Below are 15,931 nucleotides of genomic sequence, written 5' to 3' on the forward strand. Positions count from 1 at the left end.
GACGCAACACCCGTACCCAAGGAGTGAACGCAAAGTGGCCGAGCTGTTCTACGACGCTGACGCCGACCTGTCCATCATCCAGGGCCGCAAGGTCGCGGTCATCGGCTACGGCAGCCAGGGCCACGCCCACGCCCTGTCGCTGCGCGACTCCGGTGTCGACGTGCGGGTCGGCCTGCACGAGGGCTCCAAGTCCCGCGCGAAGGCCGAGGAGCAGGGCCTGCGCGTGGTGACCCCGGCCGAGGCCGCCGCCGAGGCCGACGTCATCATGATCCTGGTGCCGGACCCGATCCAGGGCCAGGTCTACGAGGAGTCCATCGCCCCGCACCTGAACGACGGCGACGCCCTGTTCTTCGGCCACGGCTTCAACATCCGCTTCGGCTTCATCAAGCCCCCGGCCGGCGTGGACGTCTGCATGGTCGCCCCCAAGGGCCCGGGCCACCTGGTGCGCCGTCAGTACGAGGAGGGTCGCGGCGTCCCCTGCATCGCGGCCGTCGAGCAGGACGCCACCGGCAACGCCTTCGCGCTGGCCCTGTCGTACGCCAAGGGCATCGGCGGCACCCGCGCCGGCGTCATCAAGACCACCTTCACCGAGGAGACCGAGACCGACCTGTTCGGTGAGCAGGCCGTCCTGTGCGGTGGTACGGCCGCTCTGGTCAAGGCGGGCTTCGAGACGCTGACCGAGGCCGGCTACCAGCCGGAGATCGCCTACTTCGAGTGCCTGCACGAGCTGAAGCTGATCGTGGACCTCATGTACGAGGGTGGCCTGGAGAAGATGCGCTGGTCGATCTCCGAGACCGCCGAGTGGGGCGACTACGTCACCGGCCCGCGGATCATCACCGACGCCACCAAGGCCGAGATGAAGAAGGTCCTCGCCGAGATCCAGGACGGCTCCTTCGCGCAGCAGTGGATGGACGAGTACCACGGCGGCCTGAAGAAGTACAACGAGTACAAGCAGCAGGACTCCGAGCACCTGCTGGAGACCACCGGCAAGCAGCTGCGCAAGCTGATGAGCTGGGTCGACGAAGAGGCGTGAGCCCCGGGTGACGGGGCCGGAGCGGACCGCTCCGGCCCCGTTGTCCAACCCGTCGCACACGGACGGGTGATCCTTCCGCAGAGGCGCAGGACGCGCACCGCCGCGCCACTACACTGCCGTACTACATACGCGTCAGGCCCACAGCGTCGTGCGTCTCCACGCGGCTAGCCCCTCCACCGCCTGCGGCCGTCGGGACGGCCGTCCGCATTGCATCTGTGAGGACTCACGTGAGCTCGAAACCTGTCGTACTCATCGCTGAAGAGCTGTCGCCCGCGACTGTGGACGCCCTCGGCCCGGACTTCGAGATCCGGCACTGCAACGGAGCGGACCGAGCCGAACTGCTCCCTGCCATCGCCGACGTCGACGCCATCCTGATCCGCTCGGCCACCAAGGTCGACGCCGAGGCGATCGCCGCGGCCCGCAAGCTGAAGGTCGTCGCCCGCGCCGGCGTCGGCCTGGACAACGTCGACGTCTCCGCCGCCACCAAGGCCGGCGTGATGGTCGTCAACGCCCCGACCTCCAACATCGTGACCGCCGCCGAGCTGGCCTGCGGCCTGATCCTCGCCACGGCCCGCAACATCCCGCAGGCCAACGCCGCGCTGAAGAACGGCGAGTGGAAGCGCAGCAAGTACACGGGCGTCGAGCTCGCCGAGAAGACCCTCGGAGTCGTGGGTCTCGGGCGGATCGGCGCCCTCGTCGCGCAGCGCATGTCCGCGTTCGGCATGAAGGTCGTCGCCTACGACCCCTACGTGCAGCCCGCGCGGGCCGCCCAGATGGGCGTCAAGGTGCTGTCGCTCGACGAGCTGCTCGAGGTCTCCGACTTCATCACCGTCCACCTGCCCAAGACCCCGGAGACGGTCGGCCTGATCGGCGACGAGGCGCTGCGCAAGGTCAAGCCGAGCGTGCGCGTCGTCAACGCCGCGCGCGGCGGGATCGTCGACGAGGAGGCGCTGTACTCGGCGCTCAAGGAGGGCCGCGTCGCCGGCGCAGGCCTCGACGTGTACGCCAAGGAGCCGTGCACCGACTCCCCGCTGTTCGAGTTCGACCAGGTCGTGGCCACCCCGCACCTCGGCGCGTCGACCGACGAGGCGCAGGAGAAGGCCGGCATCGCCGTCGCTCGGTCGGTGCGCCTCGCGCTCGCCGGCGAGCTGGTGCCCGACGCGGTGAACGTGCAGGGCGGTGTCATCGCCGAGGACGTCAAGCCGGGCCTGCCGCTCGCCGAGCGCCTCGGCCGGATCTTCACCGCCCTCGCGGGCGAGGTCGCGGTCCGCCTCGACGTCGAGGTGTACGGCGAGATCACCCAGCACGACGTGAAGGTGCTGGAGCTGTCCGCGCTCAAGGGTGTCTTCGAGGACGTCGTCGCCGAGACCGTGTCCTACGTCAACGCCCCGCTGTTCGCGCAGGAGCGCGGCGTCGAGGTCCGTCTGACCACCAGCTCGGAGTCGGCCGACCACCGCAACGTCGTCACCGTGCGCGGCACCCTCGCGGGCGGCGAGGAGGTGGCGGTCTCCGGCACGCTGGCCGGCCCCAAGAACGTCCAGAAGATCGTCGCCGTCGGCGAGTACGACGTGGACCTGGCCCTCGCCGACCACATGGTGGTGCTGCGCTACGAGGACCGTCCCGGTGTCGTCGGCACCGTCGGCCGCATCCTCGGCGAGGCGGGCATCAACATCGCCGGCATGCAGGTCGCCCGTGCGACGGTCGGCGGCGAGGCGCTCGCCGTGCTGACCGTGGACGACACGGTGGCCCCCGGTGTGCTGGCCGAGGTCGCGGCGGAGATCGGCGCCACGTCGGCCCGCTCGGTGAACCTGGTCTGACCCACCCCGTCCCGGACGCCGGGCGGCCCGAGGTTCCCCCTCGGACCGCCCGGCGTCCGGCGTTTCCCGCCGGAACCGGACGGACACCCCCTAGAGCCGGGCCGCCTTGAGCGCCATGTGCAGCAGCAGGCGGTCCTCGCCGTCGTCGAGGTCCAGGCCGGTGAGCTGTTCGACGCGGGAGAGGCGGTAGTAGAGGGTCTGGCGGTGGATGCCGAGGGCGGCGGCGGTGCGGCCCGCCTGGCCCGCGCCGTCGAGGTAGACCTCCGCCGTGCGGGCCAGCTCCCGGTGGGCCGGGGTCAGCAGCGGGGCCACCGCCGGGTCGCGGGGCGCGTCCGCGGGCAGCCGGGTCAGCAGGCGGTACGGGCCGATGCCGGACCACTCGGCGACCGGCCCCAGCCGGGGCTCGGCCAGGGCGGCGCGGGCCGCGGCCGCGGCCTGGGTCCAGGACGCGGCCAGCCCGGCCAGGCCGGTGCCCGGCTCGCCGACGCCGGCCGCGCGGCCCCCGGCGCCGAGCAGCCGGTTCGCCGCCGTCACCGCCGGGGTCCGCACGTCCGCCGAGCGCAGCCGCACCAGCACCGCCAGGCTCTGGCCGGCCGTGCCCCACGGCACGGTGCACAGCGCGGTGGCGTGCGGCACGGTCCGCACCGACGGGGCGTCGTCCGGGTCGGCCGACGGCCAGGGCGCGACGCACACCAGCGTGTGCGGGCCGTCCGCGCGCGGGCCCAGGGCGGTGCGCAGCTCGGCGACCGCCATGTCGCGCTGCCAGCCCGACCCGGCGGTCAGCACCGCCCGCAGCTCACGCGTCAGGTCGGCCCCGTGCTGCACCTCGTCGGCGAGCAGCGCGCCGATCCGCGCCGTCACCTCCATCGCGGCGGCGAGCTGCGCGTCCGAGGGTCCCGGCTCGGAGTCCAGCAGCCACACGTAGCCGAGGACGACCCCCCGGTGGCGTACCGGCAGGCAGATCCGCCCGCGGTAGACCCCCGCCTCCGGGGTCGGCGGGATGCGCACCGGGCCGGTGGCGCGGGTGATGCCGAAGCCCTCGAACCACGCGCGGACGGCGGCCGTGGAGCGCCGGGTGAGGATCGAGCGGGTGCGCACCGGGTCCAGCGCCGACGGGTCGAGGTCGTCCTCGCTGTCGTAGGCGCCGAACGCGATCAGCTCGAAGTCGCGGTTCTCCAGCGTCGCGGGGGCGCCGAGCAGCTCGGAGATCTCGTCGACCAGCTCCTGGTAGTCACCGTCGTACTCGGACGTCACCCGGGCATTGTCCCGCACGTCGCCGGTCCTTTCATACATCTGTCTGAGATCTCCCGCACGGATGCGTGACAGCTGTCGATGGCCCAGGATCGGAGGGATCCTTAGGTTTCACGGTGGTTCCCCGTGCCGTGGCCGCCCCGTCGGCCGGCGGCCCCCTGATGCACGATCGATGGAGGTGCCCCGTGCTGGGTCCCGTGATTCTCGCCGCGTCGCGCAGCGACCGGATGCGACGCCTGATCTCGGCGGCCCCGGTGACCAAGCAGGTCGTCGACCGCTTCATCCCGGGGGAGACGGTGGACGACATCGTCCCCATCGTCCAGGAGCTCACGGGCAAGGGCCTGGAGCTGACGATGGACGTCGTCGGCGAGGACATCACCACCCCGGAGCAGGCCTCCGCGGCCCGGGACGCCTACCTGGAGCTGATCGAGCGGATCGCGCCGCTCGGCCTCGGCGACAAGGTCGAGATGTCGGTCAAGCTCTCCATGTTCGGCCAGGCGCTGGACGGCGGTCACGAACTGGCCCTCGCCAACGTCCGCCCCGTCGTGGAGGCCGCCGCCGCGATCGGCACCACCGTCACGCTCGACGCCGAGGACCACACCACCCTCGACTCGATGTTCGCCATCCACGAGGAGCTGCGGAAGGACTTCCCGCAGACCGGCTGCGTCATCCAGGCCTACCTCTTCCGCACCGAGGCCGACGCCCGCCGCCTGGCCGACGCCGGCAGCCGGGTCCGCCTGGTCAAGGGCGCCTACAAGGAGCCCGCCGAGGTCGCGTACCAGCAGAAGCACGAGATCGACAAGGCCTACGTCCGGGTCCTGCGCATCCTGATGGAGGGCGAGGGCTACCCGATGATCGGGTCCCACGACCCGCGGCTGATCTCCATCGCCCAGGAGCTGGCCCGGCGCGCCGGCCGCAAGCTCGACGAGTACGAGTTCCAGATGCTGTACGGCATCCGGGGCGAGGAGCACCTGCGGCTGGCCGCCGAGGGCCACCGCATGCGCGTCTACACGGCCTACGGCACCGACTGGTACGGCTACTTCATGCGCCGTCTCGCGGAGAAGCCGGCGAACCTGCGCTTCTTCGCCCGCTCGATGGTCAGCAAGGGCTGAGCCCGCACCGCACCCCCGCTCGCAACACCGCTCACGCAAGGAGTTACGGAACCCATGGACGCTGTGACCCAGGTCCCCACCCCCGTCAACGAGCCGGTGCACGGCTACGCCCCCGGCTCGCCCGAGCGCGCGCGCCTGGAGGCGAAGCTCAAGGAGCTGGCCGACAACCCGATCGACCTGCCCTGCACCATCGGCGGCGAGAAGCGCATGGGCGGCGGCGAGCCCTTCCAGGTGGTCCAGCCGCACAACCACAAGGCCGTCCTCGGCACGCTGCGCCACGCCACCCGGCAGGACGCGCAGGACGCGATCGACGCGGCCCTCGCCGCCGCGCCGGCCTGGCGCGCGCTGTCCTTCGACGACCGCGCCGCGATCATCCTGCGCGCCGCCGAGCTGCTGGCCGGCCCCTGGCGCGAGACCATCGCCGCCTCGACCATGCTCGGCCAGTCCAAGACCGCCCAGCAGGCCGAGATCGACAGCCCCTGCGAGCTGGTCGACTTCTGGCGCTTCAACGTCCACTACGCCCGCCAGATCCTCGCCGAGCAGCCGCCGGCGAACTCCCCGGGCGTGTGGAACCGTCTGGACCACCGCCCGCTGGAGGGCTTCGTCTACGCGATCACGCCGTTCAACTTCAGCGCGATCGCGGCCAACCTGCCCACCGCCCCCGCGCTGATGGGCAACGTGGTGGTCTGGAAGCCGTCCCCGACCCAGACCCACGCGGCCGTCCTGCTGATGCAGCTGCTGGAGGAGGCCGGGCTGCCCAAGGGCGTCATCAACCTGGTCACCGGCGACGGCATCGAGGTCTCCGAGGTCGCCCTGCACCACCGCGACCTGGCGGGCATCCACTTCACCGGCTCCACCAAGACCTTCCAGTACCTGTGGAAGACGGTCGGCGAGAACATCGAGACCTACCGCTCCTACCCGCGCCTGGTCGGCGAGACCGGCGGCAAGGACTTCCTGGTCGCCCACCCGTCGGCCGACCGCGCGGTGCTGAAGACCGCCCTGACCCGGGGTGCCTTCGAGTACCAGGGCCAGAAGTGCAGCGCCACGTCCCGGGCGTACGTCCCGGCCTCCATCTGGAACTCCGGTTTCAAGGAGGAGTTCGCCGCCGAGGTCGACTACCTGACCATGGGCGACGTGACGGACCTGTCCAACTTCCTGGGCGCTGTCATCGACGAGCGCGCCTTCGCCAAGAACAAGGCGGCCATCGACCGGGCCAAGGGCGACCCGTCCTGCACGATCGTCGCGGGCGGCAGCTACGACGACTCGGTCGGCTACTTCGTGCGCCCGACGGTCATCGAGTGCACCGACCCGGAGAACGAGGTGTTCACCACCGAGTACTTCGGTCCGATCCTCGCCGTGTACGTGTACGACGACGAGAAGTACGACGAGATGCTGACCCAGATGGAGTCGGTGTCCGCCTACGCCCTCACCGGCTCGGTCGTCGCGGGCGACCGCGCCGCCGCGGCGTACACGATGGAGAAGCTGCGCTACGCGGCCGGCAACTTCTACATCAACGACAAGTCCACCGGCGCCGTGGTCGGCCAGCAGCCCTTCGGCGGCGGCCGCGCCTCCGGCACCAACGACAAGGCCGGCGCCCCGCAGAACCTGATGCGCTGGACCCTCACCCGCGCCATCAAGGAGACGCTGGTCCCGCCGACCGACTACGGCTACCCGCACATGGGCTGAGTCCCACCGCGCCCCGCACGGGCCGGGTCCGACCTCCGGGTCGGGCCCGGCCCGTCGCCGTCTCAGATAGTAGGAAGTCCGAGTAATTGTGCAGACAGACCGAGGACCGTCGCTTAGCTTTGTAGGAGCCGAACGTCTCGCTCGACCCAGCGAATGGCGGTCGTGAGCCGGGCCCCGTGCAGGCAACCCCTGCGGCCCCCGCTCCCCGCCCTTTCCGGCGTCTCCACACCCTCCCGTGCACAGTGCACTCCCGGATGCCGAAGGAGCCGACGACCATGGCCGAGACGACCGCCCGCCGCCGAGTCCGTCACCTCTCCCGTACGACCGAGTCCGACCGCAAGAACGCCGCCGCGGCGCTCCAGCGCGCCCTGGACCGCCGGGACAACGGCGGCGAGACCGGGCACTGAGCCCGGCGGCAGCCCTCCTGCCGCGCCCCCACGAGCCGGGAGCCGCCCTCCCGCGGGGTGCGGCGCGGCGTCCGACGGGACCCGGACCCCGCGCCGCACCTCGAAGTGGTCGCCGCGCCCGCCGTCCGGGTGGGCCGCGGACGCCGGAGCTGTCCGGATGGCGGACAAGCCGTGTCATCCCATGGGACGAGGAGTAGGGTGCTCGCCATGTCGGCTAGCTCTCGCATCCTCAATCTCGCAGTGATCCCCGGTGACGGCATCGGCCAGGAGGTCGTGGCCGAAGGGCTCAAGGTCCTCTCCGCCGTCCTCCCGCAGGATGTGAAGCTGGAGACCAAGGAGTACGACTTCGGCGCCAGGCGCTACCACGCCACCGGTGAGACCCTCACCGACGCCGACCTCGACGCCCTGAAGCGGCACGACGCCATCCTGCTCGGCGCGATCGGCGACCCCTCGGTGCCGTCCGGCGTCCTGGAGCGCGGCTTCCTGCTCAAGCTCCGCTTCGCCTTCGACCACCACGTCAACCTGCGCCCCTCCAAGCTCCTGCCGGGTGTCGCCACCCCGCTGGCCGGCGAGCCGCAGATCGACTTCGTCGTGGTCCGCGAGGGCACCGAGGGCCCGTACACCGGCAACGGCGGCACCATCCGCAAGGGCACCGAGCACGAGGTCGCCACCGAGGTCTCCGTCAACACCGCCTACGGCGTCGAGCGCGTCGTCCGTGACGCCTTCGCCCGCGCCCAGGCCCGCCCGCGCAAGAAGCTCACCCTCGTCCACAAGAACAACGTGCTGACCTTCGCCGGTCACCTGTGGACGAACGTCTTCGACCGGGTCGCCGCGGAGTACCCCGAGGTCACCACCGAGTACATCCACGTCGACGCCGCGACCATCTACCTGGTCACCCAGCCCGAGCGGTTCGACGTCATCGTCACCGACAACCTCTTCGGCGACATCATCACCGACCTCGCCGCGGCCGTCTCCGGCGGCATCGGCGTCGCCGCGTCCGGGAACATCAACCCGAGCGGCGCGTTCCCGTCCATGTTCGAGCCCGTGCACGGCTCGGCCCCGGACATCGCCGGCCAGGGCAAGGCCGACCCCACCGCCACGGTCCTGTCCGTCGCCCTGCTGCTGCGCCACCTCGGGTACGAGACCGAGGCCGCCCGCATCGAGGACGCCGTCTCCGCCGACCTCGCGGAGCGCGCCGGGCAGCCCGCCCGCAGCACCGCCCGGATCGGCGACGCGCTCGCCGTACGCGTAGCCGGCTGACCCGCCGCGCTGCACACGAAAGCCGTCGGGTCGCTTCCGCACCCGGCGGCTTTCCGTATGCGGCCCCGGGTGCCACCATCAACCCCTGGGCCGCTCCACCCTTCACCCCGATTCCTTCCGCCCCGGCATCCGCGCGATAATCGAACGCGGAGCCGCGACATGAGGGAATGCTCGGACGTCCTACCACCGGCCGACACGGTCGTGCGGGGCATGAGCGCGGCCCGACACGACAACCGGTGAAGGACAACCACTCATGACCACGCCCACGATCGAGCTCAAGCCCTCCGCCAGTCCGCTCTCCGCCGCGGAGCGCGAGGCGATCCTGGCCCACCCCGGGTTCGGCCGCCACTTCACCGACCACATGGTGACGATCAAGTGGACCGAGGGCCGGGGCTGGCACGACGGCCAGCTCGTTCCGTACGCGCCGATCCCCCTCGACCCGGCCACCCACGTCCTGCACTACGCCCAGGAGATCTTCGAGGGCCTGAAGGCCTACCGCCAGCCCGACGGCTCGGTGGCCACCTTCCGCCCCGACCAGAACGCCCTGCGCTTCCAGCGGTCCGCGCGCCGCCTGGCGATGCCGGAGCTGCCGGTGGAGACGTTCATCGAGGCGTGCGACGCGCTGGTCGCCCAGGACCGGGACTGGGTCCCCGCCCACGGTGGCGAGGAGTCGCTGTACCTGCGGCCCTTCATGATCGGCACCGAGGTGGGCCTCGGCGTGAAGCCGGCCAACGAGTACCTGTTCCTGGTCATCGCCTCGCCGGCCGGCGCGTACTTCCCGGGCGGGGTGCGCCCGGTCTCCATCTGGGTCTCCGAGGACCGCGTCCGCGCCGTCCCCGGCGGCATGGGCGACGCCAAGACCGGCGGCAACTACGCCGCCTCCCTGCTCGCCCAGGCCGAGGCCGCCGCCAAGGGCTGCGACCAGGTCTGCTACCTCGACGCGGTCGAGCACCAGTGGGTCGAGGAGCTGGGCGGGATGAACCTGTACTTCGTGTACGGCGACAGGATCGTCACCCCCACGCTGACCGGCTCCATCCTGGAGGGCGTCACCCGTGACTCCCTGCTCAGCGTCGCCCGCGACCTCGGGTACCGGGCCGAGGAGGCCCGGGTCTCCGTCGAGCAGTGGCAGCGCGACTCCGAGAACGGCACCCTCACCGAGGTGTTCGCCTGCGGCACGGCGGCGGTGATCACGCCGGTCGGCACGGTCAAGCGCGCGAGCGGCGAGTGGCAGCAGGGCGGCGGCGAGCCCGGCGAGGTGACCCTGCGGCTGCGTGACGCGCTGCTGGACATCCAGCGCGGCACTGCCGAGGACAAGCACGGCTGGATGCACCGGCTGGCCTGACCCCGGCACGGCGGCGCCCCGGCACCCGGCCCGCCGCACCCGGCGCCCGGCACCCCGGAAGCCCGGCGGCGGCGCGGGATCAGCCCCGGCCGGGCCCGCCCGGCCCGGCCGGCAGTGCCGCCGAGTCCGACGCACCGGCCCCGGACCCCTCCTCGAGGGACGCCGGGGCCGTCGTGCGTGCGGACCCGCGCGTCGACAGGACGTACGCCGTCCCGCCCACCAGTCCGGACAGCAGGAAGCTGCAGTCCACCCCGCCCGTCAGCCCCAGCAGCGGGCCCTCGTACGAGGGCAGCGACACCGCGAGCACGCCCACCACCGCGCCCAGCGCCCAGCTCACCGTGGCCGGGACGTGCCAGCCGCCGGTGAACCAGTAGATGCCGCCCCGCGCGCGGCGGTTGAAGACCTGGAGGGCGTCCGGGTCGTAGACGCCGCGGCAGCGCACGAAGCCGATCAGGGTGATCACCGCCCACGGGGTCCCGACCGCGGTGAGCAGCAGGACGAAGGAGGTCATCGCGTCCTGCGCGCGGGAGGCGAAGTGGCCCACGAACACGCAGGCCGTGGCGACGACGGCGACCGTGCAGGTGGCCCGGGCGCGCGAGGCGCGGGGCAGGATGGCGTCGAGGTCGAGGCCCATCGAATACAGCATCAGCCCCGCGTTGCCGACCGAGCCCGCCGAGGCGGCCAGCAGCAGCGGGACGAGGTACCAGCCGGGGGAGGCGTCGACCAGCGGGCCGGCGTAGTCGAGGGCCGCGCGGGCCGCGTACGCCGTGAAGGTGCCGAAGAGCTGCGGCACCAGCAGGCCGAGGAGCAGGCCGGCCCAGGTGGCGCGCAGCACCCGCCGGGAGGAGTGGCGGGCCGGTGAGATGTAGCGGGTGTAGTCGCCGAGCAGCGTGATGAACGCGATCGGCCCGGACAGCCCGGCGGCCACCGCCGACAGGAACCAGGTGGGCCAGTAGCCCCCGAGCAGGTGGCCGCCCGCGCCCGGCAGCGCGGCGGTGGTGAAGTGCGGGGCGTAGGCGAGCACCCCGAGCGCCAGCAGCGCGGTCATGCCGACGGCCAGGACCCGGGACATGGCGAGCAGCACCCGGTAGCCGTAGACGGCGCCCGCCACCGTCGCCGCCGCGAGCAGCCCGTAGACCACGGCGTAGGACAGCGCGTCGGCGGGGAGCCCGGCCAGGCGGCCGAGGACGCCGACCACCACGTCCCCGCCGATCCACACGGTCAGCGCGGTGTAGCCGAGGGCCAGCAGCAGGCCGACCACCGAGCCGACCAGGCGTCCGCGCACCCCGAACTGGGCGCCGGAGGAGGTGGACAGGTTGGTCGCGGTGCGCAGCGAGATCAGGGCCAGCGGCGCGGTGAGGGCGGTGCCGACGACGGTGCCCGCCACGATCGAGGTGAGCGAACCCCACCAGTCGAGGCCGAAGGACGGGGGCAGCCAGCCGAAGACGATCACGCCCAGGCAGAGGTTCGAGCCGAGCAGGATCGAGACCAGGTCGCGCGGACCGCTGGTGCGTTCGTCCTCGGGGACGGTGTCGACTCCGCGCTGTTCCATCGGCATGCTGGTCTCCCTCGGTTAGAACGACGTTCAATGTGATAGCTACGCCATGCCGCCGTCAACCTTTCGTCGAGGGAATTTCATGTTTAGAGTGATGTTCTAAATGGAGGGAGTGACATGCGGCTGACCCCGACCGAACGCGACCGGCTGCTGCTCTTCGGCGCCGCCGAGCTGGCCCGGGCCCGCCGGGCCCGCGGGCTCCGGCTGAACGTCCCCGAGGCGACGGCGCTGATCGCGGACACCGTGTGCGAGGCCGCCCGCGACGGCGCCCGGCTCGCGGAGGCGATCGACCGCGCCCGCCGCGTGCTCGGCCCGGACGACGTCCTGCCGGGTGTCGCCGACGTCGTCACCGAGGTGCACGTCGAGGCCGTCTTCGACGACGGCTCACGGCTGGCCGTGGTCTCCGACCCGATCGGCGGCTCGCTCGGCGACGCGGCCCCCGGCGCCCTGCTGCCCGGCCCCGAGCACGCCGAGCCGGAGCCGGCCGTGCGGCTCACGGTCACCAACACCGCCCCGGTGCCGGTGTCCGTCACCTCCCACTTCCACTTCTTCGAGGCCAACCCGCGCCTGCGCTTCGACCGCGCGACGGCCTACGGCATGCGGCTCGCCGTGCCCGCCGGGTCCTCGGTGCGGTTCGGACCGGGCGAGACGCACGAGGTCGGTCTCGTCCCCCTCGGCGGCGCCCGCGTCGCCATCGGCTTCGCCGGCCTCGTCGACGGCCCGCTCGACGCCCCCGGCGCACGCGAGGAGGCCCTGCGGCGGGCGGCGGCGTGCGGCTACCTGGGCGCCGGGCCCGGCCCCCGGCCGGACGCCGCGCCCGACGACCGCCCCGACGACCGCCCCCGCGAGGAGGACCCGCGATGAGCCGCCCCGGAGGGCACCCCGCCGAGGCCCGCCGCCTCACCCCCCACGAGTACGCCGCCACCCACGGCCCCCGGGCCGGGGACCGCATCCGGCTCGGCGACTCGGGCCTCGTGGTCCGCGTCGAGTCCGACGCACAGCAGCACGGCGACGAGTTCCTCGCCGGGTTCGGCAAGACGGCCCGCGACGGGCTGCACCTGAAGGCCGCCGCCGTGCGCGAGACCTGTGACGTGGTGATCAGCAACGTCGTCGTGATCGACGCCGTGCAGGGCATCCGCAAGGTCTCCATCGGCATCCGCGAGGGCCGGATCTCCTCGATCGGCCGGGCCGGTAACCCCGACACCCTGGACGGCGTGGACGTCGTCGTGGGCACGGGCACCTCCATCGTGTCCGGCGAGGGGCTGATCGCCACCGCCGGGGCCGTCGACACCCACGTCCACCTGCTCTCCCCGCGCGTCATGGAGGCGTCCCTGGCCTCCGGCGTGACCACCATCGTCGGGCAGGAGTTCGGCCCCGTGTGGGGCGTCGGCGTCAACTCGCCCTGGGCGCTCCGGCACGCGTTCAACGCCTTCGACGCCTGGCCCGTCAACATCGGCTTCCTGGGCCGCGGTTCGTCCTCCCACGAGGCGCCGCTCGTGGAGGCGCTGGCCGAGGGCGGCGCGAGCGGCTTCAAGGTGCACGAGGACATGGGCGCGCACACCCGGGCGCTGGACACCGCGCTGCGCGTCGCCGAGGAGCACGACGTCCAGGTGGCCCTGCACAGCGACGGACTGAACGAGTGCCTGTCCGTCGAGGACACCCTGCGCGTGCTGGAGGGCCGCACCATCCACGCCTTCCACATCGAGGGCTGCGGCGGCGGACACGTCCCCAACGTGCTGAAGATGGCCGGGGTGCCGAACGTCATCGGCTCCTCCACCAACCCCACCCTGCCCTTCGGCCGGGACGCGGTCGCCGAGCACTACGGCATGATCGTCTCCGTCCACGACCTCAAGACCGACCTGCCCGGCGACGCCGCCATGGCCCGCGACCGCATCCGGGCCGGCACCATGGGCGCCGAGGACGTGCTGCACGACCTGGGCGCCATCGGCATCACCTCCTCCGACGCCCAGGGCATGGGCCGGGCCGGCGAGACGGTCCGCCGCACCTTCGCCATGGCCGGCAAGATGAAGGCCGAGCTCGGCGCCCCGGCGGGCGACGACAACGACCGCGTCCTGCGCTACATCGCCAAGCTGACCGTCAACCCGGCCATCGCACACGGCCTTTCCCACGAGGTCGGCTCGATCGAGGTCGGCAAGCTCGCCGACCTCGTGCTGTGGCGGCCGGAGTACTTCGGCGCCAAGCCGCAGCTGGTCCTGAAGTCAGGCTTCCCGGCCTACGGCGTCACCGGCGACCCCAACGCCGCCACCGACACCTGCGAACCCCTCGTGCTGGGCCCGCAGTTCGGGGCGCACGGCGCCACGCCCGCCGACCTGTCCGTGGCCTTCGTCGCCCGGGCCGCCGTGGACCAGGGCCACGACACCCTGCCGACCCGGCGCCGCCGCGTCGCCGTCCGCGGCACCCGCGGCATCGGACCGGCCGACCTGCGCCGCAACTGCCGTACCGGGCAGGTCGACGTGGACGGGCGCACCGGCCTGGTCACCCTCGACGGCGAGCCGCTGCGCTCCGAGCCCGCCGACTCCGTCTCCCTCAACCGCCTCTACTTCCTCTGAGGATCCACGATGTCCGCTGCCGCCGACGGCTTCCGCATGCCCGCCGAATGGGCCCCCCACGAGCGCACCTGGATGGCCTGGCCGTCCCCCAACCCCACCTTCGACGACCCCGCCGGACTCGCCGCCGCGCGCGAGGCCTGGGCCTCGGTCGCCCGTGCGGTACGCCGCTTCGAACCGGTGACGGTGGTGTGCGGCCCCGGCCAGTCCGCCGGGGCGCGCGCCCTGCTGGGCGAGGACGTCGACACCGTCGAACGGGACCTGGACGACGCCTGGATGCGGGACATCGGGCCCACGTTCCTCACGAACGGACGCGAACTGGCCGCCGTCGACTGGACGTTCAACGGCTGGGGCGCCCAGCACTGGGCCCGTTGGGAGCACGACGCGAAGATCGCCGCGCACGTCGCGGACCTCACCGGGGCCCGCACGTACGCCTCGGCGCTGGTCAACGAGGGCGGCGCGATCCACGTCGACGGCGAGGGCACCGTCCTGCTCACCGAGACCGTGCAGCTCGGGCCCGAGCGCAACCCCGGCTGGACCCGCGAGCAGGTCGAGGCGGAGGTCCACGGCCTGCTCGGCACCCGCAAGGCGATCTGGCTGCCCCGCGGCCTGACCGGCGACTACCCCCCGCACGGCTACGGCACCCTCGGCCACGTCGACATCGTCGCCGCGTTCGCCCGCCCCGGAGTGGTCGTCGCCCACCACCAGCCCGACCCCGCCCACCCCGACCACGAGGTGACGCGGGAGGTCATCGGGCTGCTGCGGGCCCAGACCGACGCGCGCGGGCGCCGGCTGGAGGTCGTCGAGGTGCCCGCCCCCACCGTCCTGGAGGCCGACGGCCACTGGGCCGACTACTCCTACATCAACCACTACCTCTGCAACGGCGGCGTCGTGCTGTGCGGCTTCGACGACCCGCGCGACGAGATCGCGGCCGGCATCTTCCGCCGGCTGTTCCCCGCGCGCACCGTGACCCTGGTCGACGCCCGTACGATCTTCTCCGGTGGCGGTGGCATCCACTGCATCACCCAGCAGCAGCCGAGGATCCCGTAGGGGGCAGCACATGGCCGGTGGGCGCAGACAGGCGCCGCCCCGCGAGGACGTCCTCGCCGCGGCCATGGCGATGATCGCCGAGCGCGGCCTGGAGCAGCTCACCATGGCCGCGCTCGGCCGCGAGGTCGGCATGAGCAGCGGCCACCTGCTCTACTACTTCGGCTCCAAGGACGAGCTGCTGCTGCGCACCCTGGAGTGGAGCGAGGGCCGCCTCGGCGCCGAGCGCGCCCGCCTGCTGGCCCGCCCCGGCACGGCCCGCGACCGCCTCGCCGCCTACGTCGACCTGTACGTCCCCGACGGCCACCGCGACCCGCACTGGACGCTCTGGCTGGAGGTCTGGAACCGCTCGCAGAACGCCGCCGCCGAGTCGGCCGCCCGCGAGCGGCAGGCCGCCATCGAGGGCGCCTGGCACCGCGACCTGGTGGCCCTGCTCGCCGAGGGCGTCTCGCGCGGCGAGTTCCGCGCCGTCGACCCCGACCCGTTCGCCGCCCGGCTGCGCGCCCTGCTCGACGGCTTCTCCATCCACGTCGCGATCGGCCTGCGCGGCACCGACCGCGCGCAGGTGCTCGCCCACGTCGACGCGTTCCTGGACGACGCGCTGTTCGCATCCTGAGACGGACGGTGAGCCCCCCGGCGGCCTGTGCCAGACTTCCCCCGTGCTCTCGTTCGCCATGATTATTGGCAGCAGGCGCGCCGGTCCGCAGTGACCGCCTCGTACGACCAGGTACGAGCGGCCATCCTCGCCTCGACCCGCGCGCAGACCTCTCGCACCCGCGAGGGGTTTTTCGCTTTTCTGGCCCATCCGCAGCCGGGAGCGAGAGCGCGCGGGACCATGGGGGCGGTGGAGCCGG

The 15,931-nt window shown here is 72.7% G+C and carries 13 protein-coding genes; 11 read left to right on the forward strand and 2 right to left on the reverse strand.

All coding sequences use genetic code 11. The annotated features are described in order from the left end of the window. Nucleotides 1-34 precede the first annotated feature (34 nt). The gene (gene ilvC, locus AQJ30_RS26290; RefSeq protein WP_067238884.1) at nucleotides 35-1,033 is read left to right on the forward strand and encodes a ketol-acid reductoisomerase; all 999 of its coding nucleotides are present in this window, start codon (nucleotides 35-37) and stop codon (nucleotides 1,031-1,033) included. A 227-nt stretch (nucleotides 1,034-1,260) separates the two neighbouring features. Beyond that, on the forward strand, nucleotides 1,261-2,850 hold the full coding sequence (serA, locus tag AQJ30_RS26295; RefSeq protein ID WP_067238885.1) for a phosphoglycerate dehydrogenase: 1,590 nt from the start codon (nucleotides 1,261-1,263) through the stop codon (nucleotides 2,848-2,850). 90 nt (nucleotides 2,851-2,940) lie between these two features. On the opposite strand, the gene AQJ30_RS26300 is transcribed toward serA, so the two are convergent. Then, a complete protein-coding gene (locus tag AQJ30_RS26300) occupies nucleotides 2,941-4,143 on the reverse strand; it encodes a PucR family transcriptional regulator (protein WP_079084317.1) in 1,203 nt (400 codons plus the stop codon). A 143-nt stretch (nucleotides 4,144-4,286) separates the two neighbouring features. On the opposite strand from AQJ30_RS26300, the gene AQJ30_RS26305 reads away from it, so the two are divergent. The 5 genes from AQJ30_RS26305 to AQJ30_RS26320 all read left to right on the forward strand — a co-directional run bounded on the left by AQJ30_RS26305 (nucleotide 4,287) and on the right by AQJ30_RS26320 (nucleotide 9,908). Next, a complete protein-coding gene (locus AQJ30_RS26305; protein WP_067238891.1) occupies nucleotides 4,287-5,213 on the forward strand; it encodes a proline dehydrogenase family protein in 927 nt (308 codons plus the stop codon). A 54-nt stretch (nucleotides 5,214-5,267) separates the two neighbouring features. Further along, nucleotides 5,268-6,899, forward strand: a complete 1,632-nt coding sequence (pruA, locus tag AQJ30_RS26310) for an L-glutamate gamma-semialdehyde dehydrogenase (protein WP_067238894.1) — start codon at nucleotides 5,268-5,270, stop codon at nucleotides 6,897-6,899. Nucleotides 6,900-7,174: 275 nt separating this feature from the next. Continuing rightward, nucleotides 7,175-7,306, forward strand: a complete 132-nt coding sequence (locus AQJ30_RS39860; RefSeq protein WP_107119710.1) for a hypothetical protein — start codon at nucleotides 7,175-7,177, stop codon at nucleotides 7,304-7,306. Between the two features lie 207 nt (nucleotides 7,307-7,513). Then, nucleotides 7,514-8,566: a 3-isopropylmalate dehydrogenase gene (locus tag AQJ30_RS26315; protein ID WP_067238897.1), complete on the forward strand. Its 1,053-nt coding sequence runs from the start codon at nucleotides 7,514-7,516 to the stop codon at nucleotides 8,564-8,566. Nucleotides 8,567-8,819: 253 nt separating this feature from the next. Next, nucleotides 8,820-9,908, forward strand: coding sequence for a branched-chain amino acid aminotransferase (locus AQJ30_RS26320; RefSeq protein ID WP_067238900.1), 1,089 nt, complete (start codon nucleotides 8,820-8,822; stop codon nucleotides 9,906-9,908). A 79-nt stretch (nucleotides 9,909-9,987) separates the two neighbouring features. Here the strand turns inward: AQJ30_RS26320 and AQJ30_RS26325 are convergent, their stop codons facing one another. After that, complete coding sequence (locus tag AQJ30_RS26325) at nucleotides 9,988-11,466, reverse strand: cytosine permease (RefSeq protein ID WP_067238902.1); 1,479 nt, start codon at nucleotides 11,464-11,466, stop codon at nucleotides 9,988-9,990. 114 nt (nucleotides 11,467-11,580) lie between these two features. Between AQJ30_RS26325 and ureA the strand changes: the two genes are divergently transcribed. Genes ureA through AQJ30_RS26345 form a run of 4 tightly spaced genes read left to right on the forward strand, consistent with a single transcriptional unit; the run spans nucleotide 11,581 to nucleotide 15,693 of the window. Beyond that, nucleotides 11,581-12,327, forward strand: coding sequence for an urease subunit gamma (gene ureA, locus AQJ30_RS26330; protein WP_079084318.1), 747 nt, complete (start codon nucleotides 11,581-11,583; stop codon nucleotides 12,325-12,327). After that, complete coding sequence (locus AQJ30_RS26335) at nucleotides 12,324-14,033, forward strand: urease subunit alpha (protein WP_067238904.1); 1,710 nt, start codon at nucleotides 12,324-12,326, stop codon at nucleotides 14,031-14,033. The genes ureA and AQJ30_RS26335 overlap by 4 nt, the downstream gene beginning before the upstream one ends. Nucleotides 14,034-14,042: 9 nt before the next feature. Next, nucleotides 14,043-15,080 (forward strand): agmatine deiminase family protein, encoded by a 1,038-nt coding sequence (locus tag AQJ30_RS26340; protein ID WP_067238907.1) that lies wholly within the window; start codon nucleotides 14,043-14,045, stop codon nucleotides 15,078-15,080. 10 nt (nucleotides 15,081-15,090) lie between these two features. Continuing rightward, nucleotides 15,091-15,693, forward strand: coding sequence for a TetR/AcrR family transcriptional regulator (locus AQJ30_RS26345; RefSeq protein WP_067238909.1), 603 nt, complete (start codon nucleotides 15,091-15,093; stop codon nucleotides 15,691-15,693). The last annotated feature ends 238 nt before the right edge of the window (nucleotides 15,694-15,931 follow it).

Source organism: Streptomyces longwoodensis (genome assembly GCF_001514125.1).
Taxonomy (GTDB): Bacteria; Actinomycetota; Actinomycetes; order Streptomycetales; family Streptomycetaceae; genus Streptomyces; species Streptomyces longwoodensis.

Bases quoted from the DNA above. Each gene is read 5' to 3' on its own strand.
- AQJ30_RS26300 (WP_079084317.1), bottom strand. From the start codon at position 4,143: ATGTATGAAAGGACCGGCGACGTGCGGGACAATGCCCGGGTGACGTCC.
- pruA (WP_067238894.1), top strand. From the start codon at position 5,268: ATGGACGCTGTGACCCAGGTCCCCACCCCCGTCAACGAGCCGGTGCAC.
- AQJ30_RS39860 (WP_107119710.1), top strand. From the start codon at position 7,175: ATGGCCGAGACGACCGCCCGCCGCCGAGTCCGTCACCTCTCCCGTACG.
- AQJ30_RS26315 (WP_067238897.1), top strand. From the start codon at position 7,514: ATGTCGGCTAGCTCTCGCATCCTCAATCTCGCAGTGATCCCCGGTGAC.
- AQJ30_RS26320 (WP_067238900.1), top strand. From the start codon at position 8,820: ATGACCACGCCCACGATCGAGCTCAAGCCCTCCGCCAGTCCGCTCTCC.
- AQJ30_RS26325 (WP_067238902.1), bottom strand. From the start codon at position 11,466: ATGCCGATGGAACAGCGCGGAGTCGACACCGTCCCCGAGGACGAACGC.
- ureA (WP_079084318.1), top strand. From the start codon at position 11,581: ATGCGGCTGACCCCGACCGAACGCGACCGGCTGCTGCTCTTCGGCGCC.
- AQJ30_RS26335 (WP_067238904.1), top strand. From the start codon at position 12,324: ATGAGCCGCCCCGGAGGGCACCCCGCCGAGGCCCGCCGCCTCACCCCC.
- AQJ30_RS26340 (WP_067238907.1), top strand. From the start codon at position 14,043: ATGTCCGCTGCCGCCGACGGCTTCCGCATGCCCGCCGAATGGGCCCCC.
- AQJ30_RS26345 (WP_067238909.1), top strand. From the start codon at position 15,091: ATGGCCGGTGGGCGCAGACAGGCGCCGCCCCGCGAGGACGTCCTCGCC.